General features: G+C 50.4%; 14 protein-coding genes and 1 pseudogene. 11 read left to right on the plus strand and 4 right to left on the minus strand.

All coding sequences use genetic code 11. The features are described from left to right. Positions 1–6: 6 nt before the first annotated feature. Positions 7–708: a 5'-methylthioadenosine/S-adenosylhomocysteine nucleosidase gene (gene mtnN, locus WN53_RS12335; protein ID WP_024483476.1), complete on the minus strand. Its 702-nt coding sequence runs from the start codon at positions 706–708 to the stop codon at positions 7–9. Between the two features lie 138 nt (positions 709–846). On the opposite strand from mtnN, the gene dgt reads away from it, so the two are divergent. The 3 genes from dgt to WN53_RS12350 all read left to right on the plus strand — a co-directional run bounded on the left by dgt (position 847) and on the right by WN53_RS12350 (position 5,296). Next, entirely contained in the window at positions 847–2,364 is a 1,518-nt protein-coding gene (gene dgt / locus WN53_RS12340) for a dGTPase (protein WP_024483475.1), read from the plus strand. A gap of 192 nt (positions 2,365–2,556) precedes the next feature. Next, entirely contained in the window at positions 2,557–3,963 is a 1,407-nt protein-coding gene (gene degP, locus WN53_RS12345; protein WP_024483474.1) for a serine endoprotease DegP, read from the plus strand. A 178-nt stretch (positions 3,964–4,141) separates the two neighbouring features. Then, positions 4,142–5,296: a CdaR family transcriptional regulator gene (locus WN53_RS12350; protein WP_024483473.1), complete on the plus strand. Its 1,155-nt coding sequence runs from the start codon at positions 4,142–4,144 to the stop codon at positions 5,294–5,296. Positions 5,297–5,548: 252 nt separating this feature from the next. Here WN53_RS12350 and garD read toward each other — a convergent pair whose 3' ends face one another. Next, on the minus strand, positions 5,549–7,120 hold the full coding sequence (gene garD, locus WN53_RS12355) for a galactarate dehydratase (RefSeq protein WP_024483472.1): 1,572 nt from the start codon (positions 7,118–7,120) through the stop codon (positions 5,549–5,551). Between the two features lie 443 nt (positions 7,121–7,563). Between garD and WN53_RS12360 the strand changes: the two genes are divergently transcribed. The 4 genes from WN53_RS12360 to garR are packed head-to-tail and all read left to right on the plus strand — an operon-like array spanning position 7,564 to position 11,992. Further along, positions 7,564–8,922 (plus strand): MFS transporter, encoded by a 1,359-nt coding sequence (locus WN53_RS12360; protein WP_024483471.1) that lies wholly within the window; start codon positions 7,564–7,566, stop codon positions 8,920–8,922. Between the two features lie 48 nt (positions 8,923–8,970). Next, a complete protein-coding gene (gudD, locus tag WN53_RS12365) occupies positions 8,971–10,302 on the plus strand; it encodes a glucarate dehydratase (protein ID WP_024483470.1) in 1,332 nt (443 codons plus the stop codon). A gap of 21 nt (positions 10,303–10,323) precedes the next feature. Further along, complete coding sequence (garL, locus tag WN53_RS12370; RefSeq protein ID WP_024483469.1) at positions 10,324–11,097, plus strand: 2-dehydro-3-deoxyglucarate aldolase; 774 nt, start codon at positions 10,324–10,326, stop codon at positions 11,095–11,097. A 10-nt stretch (positions 11,098–11,107) separates the two neighbouring features. Then, positions 11,108–11,992 (plus strand): 2-hydroxy-3-oxopropionate reductase, encoded by an 885-nt coding sequence (gene garR, locus WN53_RS12375; RefSeq protein ID WP_037411472.1) that lies wholly within the window; start codon positions 11,108–11,110, stop codon positions 11,990–11,992. A gap of 269 nt (positions 11,993–12,261) precedes the next feature. Here the strand turns inward: garR and WN53_RS27880 are convergent. Next, positions 12,262–12,832, minus strand: a pseudogene (locus WN53_RS27880) (transposase). 175 nt (positions 12,833–13,007) lie between these two features. Beyond that, positions 13,008–13,604, minus strand: a complete 597-nt coding sequence (locus tag WN53_RS27295; protein ID WP_080660660.1) for a winged helix-turn-helix domain-containing protein — start codon at positions 13,602–13,604, stop codon at positions 13,008–13,010. Positions 13,605–14,233: 629 nt separating this feature from the next. Here WN53_RS27295 and WN53_RS12385 point away from each other — a divergent pair. From WN53_RS12385 to WN53_RS12400, 4 genes are all read left to right on the plus strand, one after another. After that, positions 14,234–14,503: a Flp family type IVb pilin gene (locus tag WN53_RS12385; RefSeq protein ID WP_024483466.1), complete on the plus strand. Its 270-nt coding sequence runs from the start codon at positions 14,234–14,236 to the stop codon at positions 14,501–14,503. A gap of 205 nt (positions 14,504–14,708) precedes the next feature. Further along, positions 14,709–15,578, plus strand: a complete 870-nt coding sequence (locus tag WN53_RS12390) for a hypothetical protein (RefSeq protein ID WP_024483465.1) — start codon at positions 14,709–14,711, stop codon at positions 15,576–15,578. A gap of 79 nt (positions 15,579–15,657) precedes the next feature. Continuing rightward, positions 15,658–17,115: a type II and III secretion system protein family protein gene (locus WN53_RS12395; protein ID WP_024483464.1), complete on the plus strand. Its 1,458-nt coding sequence runs from the start codon at positions 15,658–15,660 to the stop codon at positions 17,113–17,115. Positions 17,116–17,141: 26 nt separating this feature from the next. After that, on the plus strand, positions 17,142–18,266 hold the full coding sequence (locus WN53_RS12400; RefSeq protein ID WP_046808066.1) for a P-loop NTPase family protein: 1,125 nt from the start codon (positions 17,142–17,144) through the stop codon (positions 18,264–18,266). Positions 18,267–18,335 lie beyond the last annotated feature (69 nt).

The following is an 18,335-nucleotide window of genomic DNA, read 5'->3' on the forward strand; positions in this document are numbered from 1 at the left end:
TTCACATTAACCGCGCTTGGCCAGGGCTTGCAGCATGGCATTGACCATCAGCGAGGATTGCTTGGCGGCCACTGCCAGGAACTCGTCGAAGCTCATATGGGATTCACTATCGGCAACGTCGGAAATCGCGCGTACCACCACGAATGGCGTGCCGAACTGATGGCAAACGTGGCCAACGGCGGCGGCTTCCATCTCAACGGCGGCAACGGTTGGGAAGGTGTTGCGGATGCGGGCCAGAGGCTCGGCACCGTTAATGAAGGCGTCACCGCTGCAAATCAGGCCGCGTACCGCGTTCAGGTTAAGCTGTTTGATGCAGTTTTCCGCTAACTCGATCAACGCAGGATCGGCAACGAACGCTGGCGGGCAACCGGCCATCTGGCCAGGCTCATAGCCAAAGGCGGTCACGTCGGCGTCGTGGTAGCGCACTTCTTCAGACACGACGATATCGCCCACGTTCAGCGTAGCGGCCAGGCCACCGGCGGAACCGGTATTGATCACCACATCGGGTTGGCACTGTTCCAGCAGCAGGGTGGTACCCAGAGCCGCCGCCACTTTACCGATGCCCGATTTGAGCAGGGCGACTTCCACGCCGTTGATTTGGCCGGTATAGATCTCACAACCCGCACGTTGCAGGGTTTGGCGGTTCGCAATTTGCTCGCGCAGCAGGGTAACTTCTTCTTCCATTGCGCCGATGATGCCTACTTTCATAAATAATACTCGCTGATAGGGTATGGAAATTGCGCCATAGTCTATCATGGCTCTGTGAGAGAGATAATCCGCAATACCGTTGCATCCGCCGCCGGGAATTGTTATCACGGAGGGAATGCGCAACGGGAGGAGAAGCAGATGTCCGGGATCGACTTTAAGCAGAAGATCAGCTTTCAGCGGCCTTTTAGCAAGCCGATTGAAGCCGAAGAAGAGTACGACATCATTCGCCAGTTCGAGAGCGATCGCGGTCGCATCGTCAATTCTGCGGCGATACGTCGTTTGCAGCAGAAGACGCAGGTGTTTCCGCTGGAGCGTAACGCGGCGGTCCGCAGCCGTTTGACCCACTCGATGGAAGTGCAGCAGGTGGGGCGGCATATTGCCAAAGAGATCCTCAACCGTTTCAAACAGGAAAAGCGTATTGATGCGCTCGGCCTGAGCAAGCTGCTCGATCCTTTCGAGAGCATTGTCGAAATGGCCTGCCTGATGCACGATATCGGCAATCCGCCGTTTGGCCATTTCGGCGAATCTGCCATCAACGACTGGTTCCGCCAGCGGCTCGATCCCGCCAGCTGTGGCAGTGAGCCGGGTAGCCACGATCGTTGCCAGGTAGAGGTGTTACGCCTGCATGAAGGGGAGAGCGACCTTAACCGGCTGCGCAGCCGTATTCGCCACGATCTCAGCCACTTTGAGGGCAATGCTCAGGCGATCCGCCTGGTCTACACGTTGCTGAAATTGAACCTGACCTATGCGCAGGTTGGCTGCATCCTGAAATATACCCGTCCGGCCTATTGGGCGAGCGATATTCCCGCCAGCCACAGCTATCTGATGAAGAAGCCGGGGTTTTATCTGGCGGAAGAAGCCTTTGTCGATCGCTTGCGGCGCGAATTACATATGGGAGAGTTCGATCGTTTCCCTCTCACCTATATTATGGAAGCCGCCGATGATATTTCTTATTGCGTGGCCGATCTGGAAGACGCGGTAGAAAAGAACATCTTTACCGTGGAGCAGCTGTATCAGCATTTAACCCAGGAATGGGGCGAGATTGCTCCAGGGGATCTGTTTGATAAGACCGTGGCCAGTGCGTTTCGCAAAATTGAGCGCAGCGCAGCGCGCCGCAGTTCAGAAGATCAGTTCTTTATGTACCTGCGGGTATTTACCGTTGCCAAATTGGTTCCCCATGCGGCCCAGCGGTTTATCGATAACCTGGACGCGGTGTATCACGGCCATTTCAACGGAGCCTTGTTGGAGGATGCCAGCCCGGCTTGCCGCCTGCTCGCTATCTTCAAGAACGTTGCGTTCAAACACGTGTTCAACCACCCGGAAGTGGAGCAGTTGGAACTCCAGGGCTACCGGGTGATCAACGGCCTGCTGGACATTTATAGCCCGCTGCTGGCCATGTCGCTGGCCGATTTCAGCCAGTTGGTGCGGGAAGACAGCCATCGGGCGTTTCCGATAGAAACGCGGCTGTTTCACAAGCTTTCTACCAAACATCGCCTGGCCTATGTCGAGGCGGTGGAAGGTTTGCAGCATCTTTCGGCCGAACAGCAGGCTATTAGGGAGTATTATTTCCGGGCACGGTTGTTACAGGATTATATCAGCGGCATGACCGACCTTTATGCCTATGATGAATATCGTCGTTTAATGGCAGCGGAATAAATTCATGAGATAATTCTCGCTTATTTTAGCGAGATGACTCTTAAGCTGGAACATTATTTCGAGTTTTGTAAAGACCGAGAATATTTGTTTACTATTAGCCAGCCGCACCAGGGGAACTTCAGCTAATCAGCAGGCTCTTACTAAGCACCAAGACCCGTTATTCCTATTGAACGACTTTTAAGAGACACACAGATGAAAAAAACAGCACTGGTTTTAAGCGCCCTGGCTTTGAGTATTGGTTTGGCAATGGGTCCGGTAACTACCGCCAATGCCGCAGAAACGGCTTCTGCCTCCACTAGCGCCCAACCGTTGCCAAGCCTGGCACCGATGTTGGAAAAAGTGATGCCTTCAGTGGTAAGCATTAACGTGGAAGGGAGTGCCGCGGTGAATGCGAAAACGGTACAGCAAATGTCGCCGTTCTGCCAGGATGGTTCACCCTTCCAGGGTTCCCCAATGTGCCAAGGTGGCGCACCGGGTGGGCCAACTACCCAGGAAGCCTTTAAAGCCCTGGGTTCAGGCGTCATCATCAACGCGGAAAAAGGCTATGTGGTCACCAACAACCACGTGGTAGACAATGCCAGCAAGATCACGGTGCAATTGAGCGATGGTCGTCGCTTTGAAGCCAAGGTGATCGGCAAGGATCCGCGTTCTGATATCGCGTTGATCCAGCTGAAAGACGCCAAAAACCTGTCGGCGATCAAAATGGCCGATTCCGAGCAGCTGCGCGTGGGTGACTACACCGTGGCGATCGGTAACCCGTATGGCCTGGGTGAAACAGTGACCTCCGGGATCGTTTCTGCCTTGGGGCGTAGCGGTTTGAACATTGAAAACTACGAAAACTTTATCCAGACCGATGCGGCGATCAACCGGGGTAACTCCGGCGGCGCGTTGGTTAACCTGAACGGTGAGCTGGTTGGCATTAACACCGCAATCCTGGCGCCGGACGGCGGCAACATCGGTATCGGTTTCGCTATTCCAAGCAACATGGTGAAAAACCTGACCTCGCAAATGGTGGAATATGGCCAGGTGAAACGCGGTGAGCTGGGCATTATGGGTACCGAGCTGAACTCCGAGCTGGCGCAAGCGATGAAAGTGGATGCCCAGCGTGGCGCATTCGTCAGCCAGGTTGTGCCGAAATCCTCCGCTGCCAAGGCTGGTATCAAGGCCGGTGACGTGATTGTCACCCTGAACGGTAAAGCCATCTCCAGCTTTGCGTCGTTCCGTGCCGAGATCGGCAGCTTGCCGGTGGGCACCAAGATGGCGCTGGGCATTATCCGCGACGGCAAGCCAGTGTCCATTGACGTTACTCTTCAGCAAAGCAGCCAGGAGCAGGTTGATTCCAGCAATATTTACACCGGTATTGAAGGTGCAGAACTGAGCAACAGCACCGACAAAGTGAAAGGTGTGAAGATTGAGAAGGTGAAACCTGGCAGTGCCGCTGCGCGCATCGGGCTGAAAAAAGGCGACGTGATCATGGGTGTGAACCAGCAGCCAATCAATAACCTGGGCGAACTGCGTAAGGTGCTCGACAGCAAGCCTGCGGTGTTGGCGTTGAACATCCAACGTGGCGACTCGACGCTGTATCTGCTGATGCAGTAATGTTGTCCCGTTGTTCTACAGAGGCACGCTGCGGCGTGCCTTTTTTTATGGCTAAAAACTGTGAGTTTGAACACAACTTGTGCCCGGCCAAAACGCATTTGGGCATCTGCACAATGTGCCCGTAGAGGCGCGTCGGTATGCTGAACGTTGGTTTATCATCCGACGGGGATAAGACGCAATGGCGGAGTATCATCTTGATGCCAAGCTAGCCAGGGAAATTGTCGCTCGCACCATGAAAATTATTGATAGCAATATCAACGTGATGGACAACCGGGGCCGGATTATTGGCAGTGGCGATCCTGAGCGGTTGGGGGAACTGCATGAAGGGGCATTGCTGGTGCTATCTCAGGCCAGGGTGGTCGCTATCGACGATGCCGTTGCCCGTCATTTGCACGGCGTTCGGCCCGGTATTAATCTGCCGTTGCACGTTGACGGGAATATCGTTGGGGTCATCGGCCTGACCGGCGATCCGGTGCAACTGCGGCAGTACGGTGAACTGGTCTGCATGACCGCTGAAATGATGCTGGAGCAGGCGCGATTGTTGAGTTTATTGGCGCAGGACAGCCGCTTTCGTGAAGAGTTTGTGTTGAACCTGATCCGTACGGAGGAGCTGTCACCAGCCTTGATGGAATGGGCGCACCGCCTGGGGATAGATCCCAACCAACCCCGCGTCGCGGCGGTAGTAGAGGTGGATAGCGGCCAGTTGGGGGTCGACAGCGCCATGGCCGAGTTGCAGCAGTTACAGGAGCTGCTGACGCTACCTGAACGTGACAACTTGATCGCCATTGTTTCTCTCAGCGAGATGGTGGTACTTAAACCGGCGCTGAATCACCACGGGCGCTGGGATGCGGAGGCCCACCGGCGGCGAGTGGAGAATCTGCTGGTGCGGATCAATGAAAGCAGCCGTTTGCGAGTGCGTATTGCACTCGGCAACTATTTCATTGGCCCAGGCAGCCTGGTGCGTTCCTACCGCACTGCGCGTACCACCATGGCCGTTGGCAAGCAGCGCATGCCTGGAAGCTGGGCCTATTATTATCAGGATCTGATGCTGCCGGTGTTGCTGGGCAGCCTGCGTAGCGGTTGGCAGGCGGATGAGCTGGCTCGGCCGTTGGAGCGTTTGAAGGCGATGGACGGAAATGGATTGTTATTGCGAACCTTAAATGCCTGGTTCCTGAATAATGTGCAGCCCACCGCGACCGCCAAGGCACTCTATATTCACCGCAATACGCTGGAGTATCGTCTCAATCGCATATCCGAGCTGACCGGGTTGAACCTCGCCAATTTCGATGCTCGCCTGTTGCTGTATGTGGGGTTACAGCTTGATGAAGACTAGCCTGGCTGTACGCAATAGCGTTGCTGGCGGGAGTCATGCAGAACGCCGACACGCCGTGAACCCATCCATGGGGGCTCGCAATCGCGCATCCGTGCGCTCAACGGTCGGCTAACCTGCATGACTCCCGCCAGCCTCAACCTTCAGTGTCGCGGTATTTAAACCCCAGCTAATACGGAGTTGAGGTCTAGCTAGGAGGCTAAATAGTGGCACATTCGGTTCCCTCTCCCTGTGGGAGAGGGTTAGGGTGAGGGGTCAGGTCACCGGTGCCGGGTTAAATACCGCCAACGCGTTGAACAAACCCCATCGATCTGACCAGGTTTGCTTGCGGCCGCTGGCGATATCCAGGATCAGCTCAAACAGTTGCCAACCCACCTGCTCAATGGTCGCCTCCCCGGTGGCGATAGTGCCAGCGTTGATATCGATCAGATCGTGCCAGCGTTCAGCCAGCGCGCTGCGCGTTGCCATTTTGATCACCGGCACGGCAGTCAGGCCGTAAGGGGTTCCCCGGCCGGTAGTGAACACTTGCACCGTAATGCCGGAAGCCAACTGCTGCGTGCCGCAAACAAAGTCGCTGGCGGGGGTGGCGGCATAAATAAGCCCACGTTTGCTGGGGCGTTGACCAGGGGAGAGCACTTCGACAATCGCGCTACTGCCAGATTTGGCAATTGAGCCTAATGCCTTTTCTACCACGTTGGCCAAACCGCCTTTCTTGTTGCCGGGTGAAGGGTTGGCGCTGCGATCGGTTTGCCCTTGGTTGAGGTAATCGTCATACCAGGCCATCTCCTCCAGTAAGCGCTTGCCAACGTGTTGATCGGCGACCCGTGGGGTTAACAGGTGGATGGCATCACGCACTTCGGTGACTTCTGAGAACATCACGGTGGCCCCGCAGCGTACCAGCAGGTCGGAAGCAAAACCCACCGCCGGGTTGGCCGTCACCCCGGAAAAGGCATCGCTACCGCCACATTGCATCCCCACCACCAGCTCTGAGGCCGGCACGGTTTCCCGCTGGCGACGGTTCAGGCGTTGCAGGTGCTGCTCTGCAACGGCCAGAATATCGGCCACCATGGCCTGAAACCCAACGTGCTTCTCATCCTGCAGGCGCACAATCCGGTTTTCATCCACGGTAATGGGTTGGACATCTGGGGTTCCCTGCAGCAGGCGTTCCGGCTGCAACTTTTCGCAGCCGAGTCCCACCACCAACACTTCGCCGCCAAAGTTCGGGTTGAGCGCCAGATTATGTAGGGTGCGGATAGGGACCACCGCGGCGGGAGCATTGATAGCGACGCCGCAGCCATAGAGATGATTCAGACCCACCACTCCGTCGACGTTGGGGTATTTCGCCAGCAGGTCGCGCTCAATGATTTTCACCACATAATCCACCACACCGGCCACGCAGTGCACGCTGGTGGTGATGGCCAACAGGTTCTTGCTGCCAACGCTGCCGTCGGCATTACGGTAGCCTTCAAAGGTATAACCTTCCAGAGGCGGTAATGCCTGGGGCACATTGTTGGCTAGTGGCAAGCTGGCCAACTCGGGCGCCGGGGGAAGCAGCACCAGCGATTCATCAATCCAACTGCCACGGCGAATATCCCGTGCGGCAAAGCCAATCACTTCGCCATAGCGCAAAATAGTGCCGTTTTGAGGAATATCTTGCAGCGCAACTTTATGCCCTTGGGGAATATGTTCCAATAATGTCAGACCGCAAGGGAAGCTTGCCCCTTTAGGCAGCCCATGATCATTAACCACAATGGCGACGTTATCTTGCCTATGAACCTGAATATAGCGCGGTAATGCTTTAATACTGCCAACTGCATATTCTGACATAGTGAAACCTCACGTACTCTGATTTATGTACGCCGTGGGTAATAATCGAAAGACTGGCTCAGCAAAAAGCATAACATTCGCTATTGTGTCGGGCATTATGCAAATGACCTAGATTTGGCGTTTTCCAGAGGTCAATCTTTGGCATTGTGCTAATCCGCTGTGAGATAGCTCACGCAACCGCGGGAACCGTGAACCAGCCCGCGCCCGATTGGGCATACGCCATAAATAAGCCGCCATATTAGCCCTGTTATTGGGTTATTTGCCCGATGAGTCCCGGCAGTCGGTTCCCTATACTTTTCTCCACCAAGCGTTAATGCGTTTAAAAATTGCCGATGCCGTATTAATCGAACTGCTCAAAAAAGGCTGCAATTTAATTTAAACCTTTCGTTCTGAGATATTTTTAGCGGTTTTTCAGGATGAATATAGTAATGCAGGAGAGCACCATGTCTACTATCAGCGCTGCCAACAGTGCCATCAAGCGAACCAATAAGCGCTACTGGATCGTGGTAATGCTGTTTATCGTCACCTCATTTAACTATGGCGATCGTGCCACGCTTTCTATTGCCGGTACCGCAATGGCTCAGGATATTGGCCTCGATCCGGTTGGAATGGGTTATATCTTTTCGGCGTTTTCCTGGGCCTATGTAATTGGCCAGATCCCCGGTGGCTGGTTACTGGATCGCTTCGGCTCCAAACGGGTCTACTTCTGGAGCATCTTCATCTGGTCGCTGTTTACCTTGCTGCAAGGCTTCGTGGATATCTTCAGCGGTTTTGGCATCGTGATAGCGCTGTTTGCGCTGCGCTTCCTGGTCGGCCTGGCAGAAGCACCGTCATTCCCCGGTAACAGCCGGATTGTCGCCGCCTGGTTCCCTGCCCATGAACGTGGCACAGCGGTATCGATCTTCAACTCGGCCCAATACTTTGCCACGGTGATCTTCGCACCGATCATGGGCTGGCTGACGCATGCCGTTGGCTGGTCGCACGTGTTCTTCTTTATGGGTGGGCTGGGCATCATCCTGAGCTTTGTCTGGCTTAAGGTGCTGCACAATCCCAAAGACCACCCCAGCATCAATCAGGCCGAACTGGACTATATCGAAGCCGGCGGTGCCTTGATCAATATGGATCAGAAACAGGCCACACAGGTGAAGGTCAAAGGCGAGAAGTGGTTCCAGATCAAGCAGCTGCTGCAATCACGCATGATGATTGGCGTCTATATCGGCCAGTACTGCATCAATGCGCTGACCTATTTCTTTATCACCTGGTTCCCGGTGTATCTGGTGCAGGCGCGGGGGATGTCGATCCTCAAGGCTGGCTTTGTCGCCTCGGTTCCGGCCATTTGTGGTTTTGTCGGTGGGGTGCTCGGCGGCGTGATTTCCGACTACCTGATGCGCCGTACCCAGTCGCTGACCTTCGCCCGTAAAACGCCGATCGTGCTGGGCATGCTGTTGTCGATGTCGATGATCTTCTGCAACTACGTTGAAACCGAGTGGATGGTGGTGGGCATCATGGCCGCCGCGTTCTTCGGCAAGGGGCTGGGCGCGCTGGGGTGGGCAGTGATGGCAGATACCGCCCCCAAAGAGATCAGCGGCCTGAGCGGTGGCCTGTTCAATATGTTCGGCAATATCTCCGGCATCGTCACGCCGATCGCCATCGGCTACATCATTGGTACCACCGGATCGTTTAACGGCGCGCTGGTCTACGTCGGGATCCATGCGCTGTTGGCGGTGGCCAGCTACCTGTTCATCGTGGGGGATATCAAGCGTATCGAACTGAAACCGATGGCCAAGGCCAGCAGGCAGTGACACGGCGGCGAGTTTGGCAATTGAACCCAAAATTTTGAGGACATCTCTATGACTACAGCACCAAAAATTACTGCCATGCAGGTTGTACCGGTGGCCGGTTACGACAGCATGCTGCTCAATCTCAGCGGCGCTCACGCCCCATTCTTCACCCGTAATATCGTGATCTTGCAGGATAACGCCGGTAACACCGGGCTAGGGGAGATCCCAGGAGGCGAGAAAATCCGCCAGACCCTGGAAGAGGCTCAGTCCCTGGTGGTTGGCAAAACCCTGGGGGAATACAAGAACGTGATGAACCGGGTGCGCGAACGCTTTGCCGATCGGGATGCCAGCGGGCGCGGCCTACAAACCTTCGATTTGCGTACCACCATCCACGTGGTGACCGGCATTGAAGCGGCGATGCTGGATCTGCTGGGGCAATTCCTTGATGTGCCGGTAGCTGCCCTGTTAGGGGATGGGCAGCAGCGTGACTCGGTGGAAATGCTGGGTTATCTGTTTTATGTCGGCGATCGCAACAAAACGCCGCTGCCTTACCAGAGCCAGCCGGATGATGCCTGCGACTGGTATCGCCTGCGTCATGAACAAGCGCTGACGCCGCAAAGTATTGTGCGGTTGGCGGAAGCGGCTTTTGATAAGTACGGCTTCAACGATTTCAAGTTAAAGGGCGGCGTATTGGCGGGCAGTGAAGAGGCCGAAGCCGTCACGGCGTTGGCGCAGCGTTTTCCTCAGGCACGTATTACGCTCGATCCCAACGGCGCCTGGTCGCTGAAGGAGGCGATCGTGCTCGGCAAACAGCTGCGTAACGTGCTGGCCTATGCCGAAGATCCTTGCGGGGCAGAGCAGGGCTTCTCCGGGCGGGAAGTGATGGCGGAGTTCCGCCGTGCCACTGGCCTACCTACCGCGACCAATATGATCGCCACGGATTGGCGGCAGATGGGGCACACGCTGCAGTTGCAGTCGGTGGATATCCCATTGGCGGATCCTCATTTCTGGACCATGCAGGGATCGGTGCGCGTTGCGCAGATGTGCCATGAGTTCGGCCTGACCTGGGGCTCACACTCCAATAACCACTTCGATATCTCGTTGGCGATGTTCACCCATGTGGCCGCGGCGGCACCGGGCAACATTGCGGCGATCGACACCCATTGGATCTGGCAGGAGGGCAACCAACGGCTGACGCGGGAACCGCTGCAGATTGTCGGTGGCCGCGTACAGGTTCCACAACGGCCAGGATTGGGGATCGAGCTGGATCGGGATCGTTTGATGCAGGGCCATGAGCTTTACCAGAAACACGGGCTTGGAGCACGCGACGACGCGCAGGGTATGCAGTACCTCATCCCTGGCTGGATCTTTGATAACAAACGCCCGTGCCTGGTGCGTTAATCCGTCTACAGAGGAAATTTCATGAAGAGCTGCCATAACCTTTTTCGCCAATCGTTGCTCGCGGGCGAAACCCTGATCGGCTGCTGGTCTGCGCTTGCCAACCCGATCTCCACCGAAGTCTTGGGGCTGGCCGGTTTTGACTGGCTGGTGCTGGATGGCGAGCATGCGCCGAATGACATTGGCACTTTCGTGCCACAACTGATGGCGCTGAAGGGCAGCCCTAGCGCCGCAGTGGTACGCCCGCCCTGCAACGAACCGGTGATTATCAAACGCCTGCTGGATATCGGTTTCTATAACTTTCTGATCCCGTTTGTGGAAAGTGCCGAGCAGGCACAACAGGCGGTAGCGTCGACGCGTTATCCCCCTGCGGGGATCCGTGGGGTCTCTGTGTCACACCGCAGCAACGGTTACGGCACCGTGCCGGACTATTTCGCCCAGATCAACCAGCAGATTGCGGTGCTGGTGCAGATCGAAAGCCAGCAGGGGGTCGATAACCTGGATGCGATAGCTGGCGTTGAGGGCGTTGACGGCATCTTTGTCGGGCCGGGGGATCTTTCCGCCGCTTTGGGATATCTCGGCCAGCCTAATCACCCGGAGGTGCAGGCGGTGATCCGTCATATTTTCGAGCGTGCCAGCGCGCACGGTAAAGCCAGTGGCATTTTGGCACCGGCTGAGGCTGATGCTCGCCGTTATCTGGAATGGGGAGCCAGGTTCGTGGCCGTTGGCAGCGATCTTGGTGTATTCCGCACGGCCACGCAGGCCTTGTGCGATCGGTTTAAACAGGGTGTTGAATAAGGAGTACAGGATGAAAATTGGATTTATTGGCTTGGGGATTATGGGGAAACCCATGAGTAAAAACCTGCTGCAGGCGGGTTATTCGCTGGTGGTGATGGACCGCAATGCCGAAGCGGTGGCTGAACTGGCCGCACTGGGTGCCGATGTTGCCGCCACGCCAAAGGCGGTGGCCGCACTGAGTGATATCGTGATCACCATGTTGCCTAACTCACCGCAGGTGCGGGAAGTGGCATTGGGAGAAAATGGCCTGATTGAGGGAGCCAAAGCGGGGACCGTGCTGATAGACATGAGCTCTATTGCTCCATTGGCAAGCCGTGAAATCAGCGAAGCACTGGCTACCAAACAGATTGCCATGCTGGATGCACCGGTGAGCGGCGGTGAACCTAAGGCGATCGATGCCACATTGTCGGTGATGGTGGGCGGCGATAAAGAGGTGTTTGATCGCTGTTTTGAAGTGATGAAAACCATGGCCGGTTCGGTGGTGCATACCGGTGATATTGGCGCTGGCAACGTCACCAAGCTGGCGAATCAGGTGATCGTGGCACTCAATATAGCGGCCATGTCCGAGGCGCTGGTGTTGGCGACCAAGGCCGGGGTTAATCCAGATTTGGTTTTCCAGGCGATCCGCGGTGGGCTGGCGGGCAGCACGGTGTTGGAAGCCAAGGCACCGATGGTGATGGATCGCAATTTCAAACCGGGTTTCCGCATTGACTTGCACATCAAGGATCTGGCCAACGCGCTGGATACCTCCCATGGCGTGGGGGCACAGCTACCACTGACCGCTGCGGTGATGGAAATGATGCAGGCTCTGCGCGCCGATGGTCTGGGCAATGCCGATCACAGCGCACTGGCGTGTTATTACGAAAAGTTGGCCAAGGCAGAAGTCACCCGATAGCGGCATAAATCACTGGGGCTGCAGGTCGCGGCCCTTACTGCTCGGAAGCTGACAGTAAGAACCTATCCCAGCAGGCGTTATTGGAGCAGGCAGTTTGAACGCGAACAGCGCAGAGAAACCGGAGTGTACACGTAGTACGTGATGATTTCGAGCACTGCCCAGGTTCAAAATGGCCAGTAAAACTGCCCTAATGGGATAGGCTCTAAATGAAAATAGTGATTCACCCCTACACATTCAGCAATATAGCCACTTCGTCATCAATCTTGAGCTCAGTTCGGCTTGGTTGAATAAATCGAATGTAGATTAACCATCCGCTTGTCAGTCTCTTGCCTGCCAATTCTTACACTTTCTGGCATGCCTGCACGCGTTATTTTGTTTAAGGCACGGAGCATGGCCATAGCCTCTTCGACTTGGGCATCGTAATCCCGCCGTGTCAGATGACTACCGAACAGTTGTTTTACATGATATATCGCCGTGTCGGCCACCGAACGCCGGTTGTAAGCCATGTTCCATTTCCCGTAGGCGTTGTTCCTCGTGAGTCGTTGTCTCGTTACTTAAACGGGATGCTGAAGGATTAAGCACACCTGATGACACAAAAATAATCCGGGCCGCGGAATGAAAGCTTCATTAAGATAAAAATGATGTCAGGATCCCTGAGCGGCCCGCAGCGTCAGACAAAACATACGTTTGGGCATCAGTATAGTGGGAATAGCCAACTCAGAGTAGCGTTTAGGGCGTCCCCGTGAGGATGTTGTCAGGCCTGAATAACCGACTCATCAAGCCACAATGTCAGTGAACCCGATTGATAAGCGTCTTGTTGTAGACAGTCCAGTGGGTAATTTTGAATTTTTTGCCACGGGATACAGGATATCGTCAGGAATGTGGTGTTCTGCTCCAGATTTCGACCAAAAGTAAAATTTACTCAACAAAACCAGTTCGCTGTATAACATAGAAGAAAATGATTGGGTTGGTGAAGTATGTGTCAAGCGCTTAACAAAGGGATTGGGGATATTTCCTATTCAAGCAAAAATATTAGCAAAATAGAAATAATATTCACTGCATATAAAACGCGCTTGAAGTAGCTATAAATAGTCTTTTTTAAACCATCCCGCCCCTTGATAACCTGAATCTTGTCATCCATTACATCAGAGTACTTACTCATCAGAGATATGCCTGGATCTGTTGGGGGAACCGGGCCCATTCCTGATAAATGTGATTGAATCGAGCCAGTGAACTTAACCGCCTGATGTATACTATAACCAATGCGTGGTTGATTTTTGATTATTCTGCTTGGCTTTTGAGTGTCCTTCATCAAGACTCTAAGCGATAAAATCAATTGTCGCAACTTATTGCTGGTAAGGCTTTTGCCATTAGAGCCATTAGATTGCAAAATAGAGTTTCTCACTACCTGTCCTGGTGCAGATAGAAGCGCAAGCAATAGATGTGACTCCATTGGTTTCAAGTGGTGTCTGGTATGTAGTTCGTAAGCAGCACTTTCTGAATTATATGAATAAAAAAGTAAATCCTCTGGGGTTGAAGCTAAATATACAGCGATGAATCCATTAAGTAAACTTATGGAAAATTGACTGTTTTTATTATGGGCTATCATCATTAACACCTTGCAAAAGAAAGTTACCTTGAAGCCTTATAGATAAGATAAATAGTTTCACATAAGGTTACATTTATCAAACAAATAATTGAATTTGATTGTGATCGAATTATCATAAATTCAATTTAATTTTTTCTAAAAAACCATGTTCATCCAGATAGAGAACACGAGGACGTAGTTGGCTCACTTTGGCATTACTTAATGTTTTAATATTATGTATGCAACCAGATTAAATCTGGATGAAATTTATTAAAAATGACCTATCGATGATTAATGTATCATATCAAGATAATATCTTGATGTTATTTTTGTTTCTATCTTATTGTTTTTTCTGGGTTTTTATTTTTGTTTTAATTTAACAATAAATCCAACGGTTATCAATAGTTGGTAATGTTGATTATGCATAAAATTAATAGAGATAGACGCATTGCTCGCCAAAATCCGTGGCGCTATAGTCTTCTTGTCCAAGATGTGGTGATGAAGAAACAGCTATCATTTCTGGATTAGTAAATAGGGAAGGTACAGTTAAGTGCAAAGGAAGATAGATACAAGGAAAATCAGGTTGTATCGACTTGCTTTCCACAACTGATATAAAGGTCCATAACACTACATAAAAAATAAGGAATACGACTATGACAATGTCATTAAACAACGTCTTTTTGATGGGATGTATCAAACTTCAGCAAGCGAAAGAATCCTTCCGCGCTATCGTTACCAGTGAAAAAGGGGTGACTGCAATTGAATACGCAGTTGTTATCGCGGGTGTAGCCGCGGTTGTGATGGTTATTTTCGGAAGAGAGGGGCCTGTAAACGAGATGCTGACGAACACCTTCAACACCCTGGAAGAACGTATCAATGACACATTACAGGAAACCGCCCCTGAGTCTGGTGGTGGTGAATAACCTAAGTCAGGTGTATCCAGGCACCATATTTAAATCTGTAAGTTAAACCGCAAAGCGTTGAATGCGGTGGTTCAACGCTTTTTAAAAATCCGGAAGTGAAATTCCGTGCGGTAGCCATGCCCAAAGAATACCCACCCATTAACGGCTTTTATGATAATGATACCAAGGTGGCTATGCACTTCTATTTGAGGTTAGGAACGTCAAGATGAAGAGAAATGCGTTAATTATTTATATTATCATGACTATCGCTGGAGTCATTGGCCTTTTCCTTATATTAAGTAAACCTGCACCTCAAGTTGTTAAACCCCCAATGGCAAACACTCCAGCGGCTCCAGTGCTAAAAGAAGAAAGCATCACTGTCGCTATGGCTTTAAAAAACGTTCCAGCCAATACCATACTGACCACGGATGATTATCGTCTGCAGACGCTTAAAATCGTTAAAGGGAGCGATGAAAAACAACAGTTTTCAATAGGGAATAAATCGTTAGACACTTACGCCATAAACACATCAGTGGTTGAAGGTGCTCTGATCCCTACATCTGCGTTAGTTGAACCAGGTTCTCAGTCCTATCTTTCAATGTTTTTGCGGCCGGGCAATGTGCTTTATACCTTCAAGATATCTCAAAATGATAACTATCTTTTCGACAATATTCAGGTTGGCCAAGGTATCGATATTTACTTGGTATACAATAAAAAAATACTGAACGACGGCACTGAAGGGATCGTTTCACCTGGTACCTCAATTCAGAATACCCGGCTTAAACCCTTGATAAAAGACAGGCGAGTACTTGCTCTTCGGCCTGCCACAACGGTTAAGAAAAATGGCGTTCCTGACCTGGATAATGGTAGCCAACTAATTGCTGAACTCAAAGATAAGGATGTCAAGCTGTTGAAGGGATTAGAAGAAAAGGCGAAACTTGTTATATTCCCTGCGTCAAAAAAAGAGTATGAATTTGGTGAAATATCTACCCTTCCTGATAGTGAAGCGATGTGGCCAGTTTCTGAAGATGTCATTTTTGATAATGAAAAAAAGGAATTAGAACTCGAGGCGTCTGTCAACCAGTTGCGTGGTTAATGTAACGTATCAACCAAAGCAATATTGATACCATAAATATTGTGGAATCGATTCAGACTGTTATTTAAGGATAAAAATCATGGGTAAAATGCTTTTGCGCGCCTTCATCTTCAGCATAGGCGCTCTTCGTGCTCTCTTCTGCTCGTCGTCTATGGTAGCGTTATTGCTTTTTTCATTCAGCAATGCAGCCTTGGCTAATTCTATTTATCTGAAATATGGTCAGTCAAAAAATATTAGTGTTAATGGTGTGCTAGATACGGTATTTATCTCTAATCCTAGAGTGGCAGACTACAAGGTGATTAATGATAAAAATATCGTTTTATATGCTAAAAATACCGGAAATTCTGAGCTGGTAGTTTATGGTAAAAAACAAAAAATATTACTTAAACTAAATGTTAGCGTAGATCCATTCTTAGGTGATCTTAATCAAAAAGTTAGCAAGAAATTTCCAGGAAATAACATTGAGATAACTCGTTTTGTCGGTGATGCTAATGCCGAAAAAGTAACATACATCATTAGTGGGACAGTTACTGACGAAGAGAGTATGGATGCAATTTATCGTCTGGTTGGCAGTACGGTCAATAATAACTCAAAAGCTGAAGAGCGTGAGCTCAAAATAAATGATAATCTAAATAAAAAAGAAATCAGCTTTATGAATAGTATGAAGTATGAGAATGTCATAAACCGTATGCAACTAGCTAGTACTAATCAGGTGAATGTACAATTGACGGTTGTGGAAGTCAGTAAGAGTTTTACAGACGCGTTGGGCATTGACTGGAGCAGCCTTACGCTAGACAGTATTGTAAATGGAGGAAGCAGTGCAAACGGTCCAGGCATTTTTAGCTTGATTGGCTTTAAAGGGGGATTTGATGCCAAAAATATCAGTACTACGATTAATGCCATCCGTAATGATTCAGTTGCCAGAGTCATGGCTCAGCCAAATCTGACCGTATTGTCTGGTGAAACCGCAGACTTTTTGGTCGGCGGAGAAATCCCCATTCTCACTAAAAATGAAGAAAATAATGGTTCCACGGTGACCTATAAAGAGTATGGAATACGGCTGAGCATTGCTGCAAAAGTAGAGAAAAAAAAGAAAATCAAACTTTTTTTGTCTAATGAGATCAGCAGTGTCTCCGGTTCTTATTCTTATAATGCCTACAATATACCTACCTTGGTGACTCGCCGCTCAAGTTCAACAATTGAACTGGCCGATGGTGATAGTTTTGTTATTGGTGGATTGCTAAGTGAAAGTGATAAAGAGTCGTTGAGCAAAGTTCCCCTGGTCGGCGATATTCCTATCCTTGGCGCGCTGGCAAGTAATGCAGGCACGCAGCGTGAAAAAACTGAACTGGTAATATTTGCCACCGTGAATCTGGTTAAACCAGTGGCATCAAATCGGGAAATAAATTTGCCGCAGTATCGGAAAACAAACAATTACAAACTGTTTTTTAATGTCGGAGTAGATAAGTCGATAAGAGAAGAACGGTTATCGAAAAATACCGATAATTTTCTTGAGCGTGGCGGATTTTCGAAATAGTACGATGATATATCAGGGAGGTTAAAATGAAATTATTCAGCGATGATAACGTTGAGCAAAAAGAAAGTAGTATTGTCAGTGCTGAGACAAGAAACAAAACGGTTATTATATCTCCCAGAGTGAGAGTGCTAGACGATATACATAGCTCGCTGCTCATGTATGATATTGATGATACAGAAACCATTAAGCAGAACTTTTTGAACATTGCAGATGTTTCGATTGCCCAAGGGGTGGATATCATTATTGCAGATATCGCGGATTGCAGTGATTTAATAAACATTAAACAAGTGATTAGCGTCTTGGTTCCTGTTAACACGCGCTGTATATTATTGGGGGAAAATGACTCCATAGCATTTGGCAAGGAAATTAACAAGTTAGGTGTGGATTACCTTCACTTGACAAGCCAATTGCAAGAGTTACCTGAGTTGGTGCTGGAGAAATCCAGCAACACGCTAATGCGCGGAACCATTATCTTCAGCGTTTTAGGATGCAAAGGTGGTAGTGGAACCTCCTCATTTTGCTATGATTTACTGCAAACAGCAGGAAAGATGAGCACTATTCCATTATTGATGGTTCAAGGGGCCTCCGGGAGCTTGGATCTGGATCTATTGCTGGGAAGAGCAATACCTAAAGATGGGTCTATTGTACCGTTTGACAAAAATATTAGTGTCAAAATGGAGAGCAAAGATAACCCATGGTCGTTTGAAGATCAGAACTTCAACCGTTTCAACATGGTGTTCATTGATAACCCAGTATATAATTGCTCACAAGATAAACTGGATTATATGCTGAAGCGTTCTTACAATTTGTTGCTGATCATAACTCGTGATTTGTCCTCTTTGCGGGTTGCTAAAACTATCATTGATGATGTTTCGCGTCGTTCGGTGCCTGGAAATATAAACCGTGCTACCAGAATCTTCATTTGCCTAAATGATTATAGGCCATCAATAAAAAAACAGCTCACTAATGATGACATCGAAGAATATTTAGGTCAAAAAATTGATGCTGTACGTTCTTATCAACAAGACTCTAAAATCAATAACAATGATGACAGCTTGTCAGTTTTTGCCTCGATGTTATTGGGAAAAAAAATAATCAAGAAAAAGTCAAGCCCGAAAGATTTTCTTGGAAAATTTCTCTCAAAAAAATAGACTGGAATGTAAGTCTTTATGGCAATTTGGGATCGTTAACACTCTATTTTAGTCTAAATTTGAATTGGC

This window comes from Serratia fonticola (genome assembly GCF_001006005.1).
GTDB classification, from domain to species: Bacteria; Pseudomonadota; Gammaproteobacteria; order Enterobacterales; family Enterobacteriaceae; genus Chania; species Chania fonticola.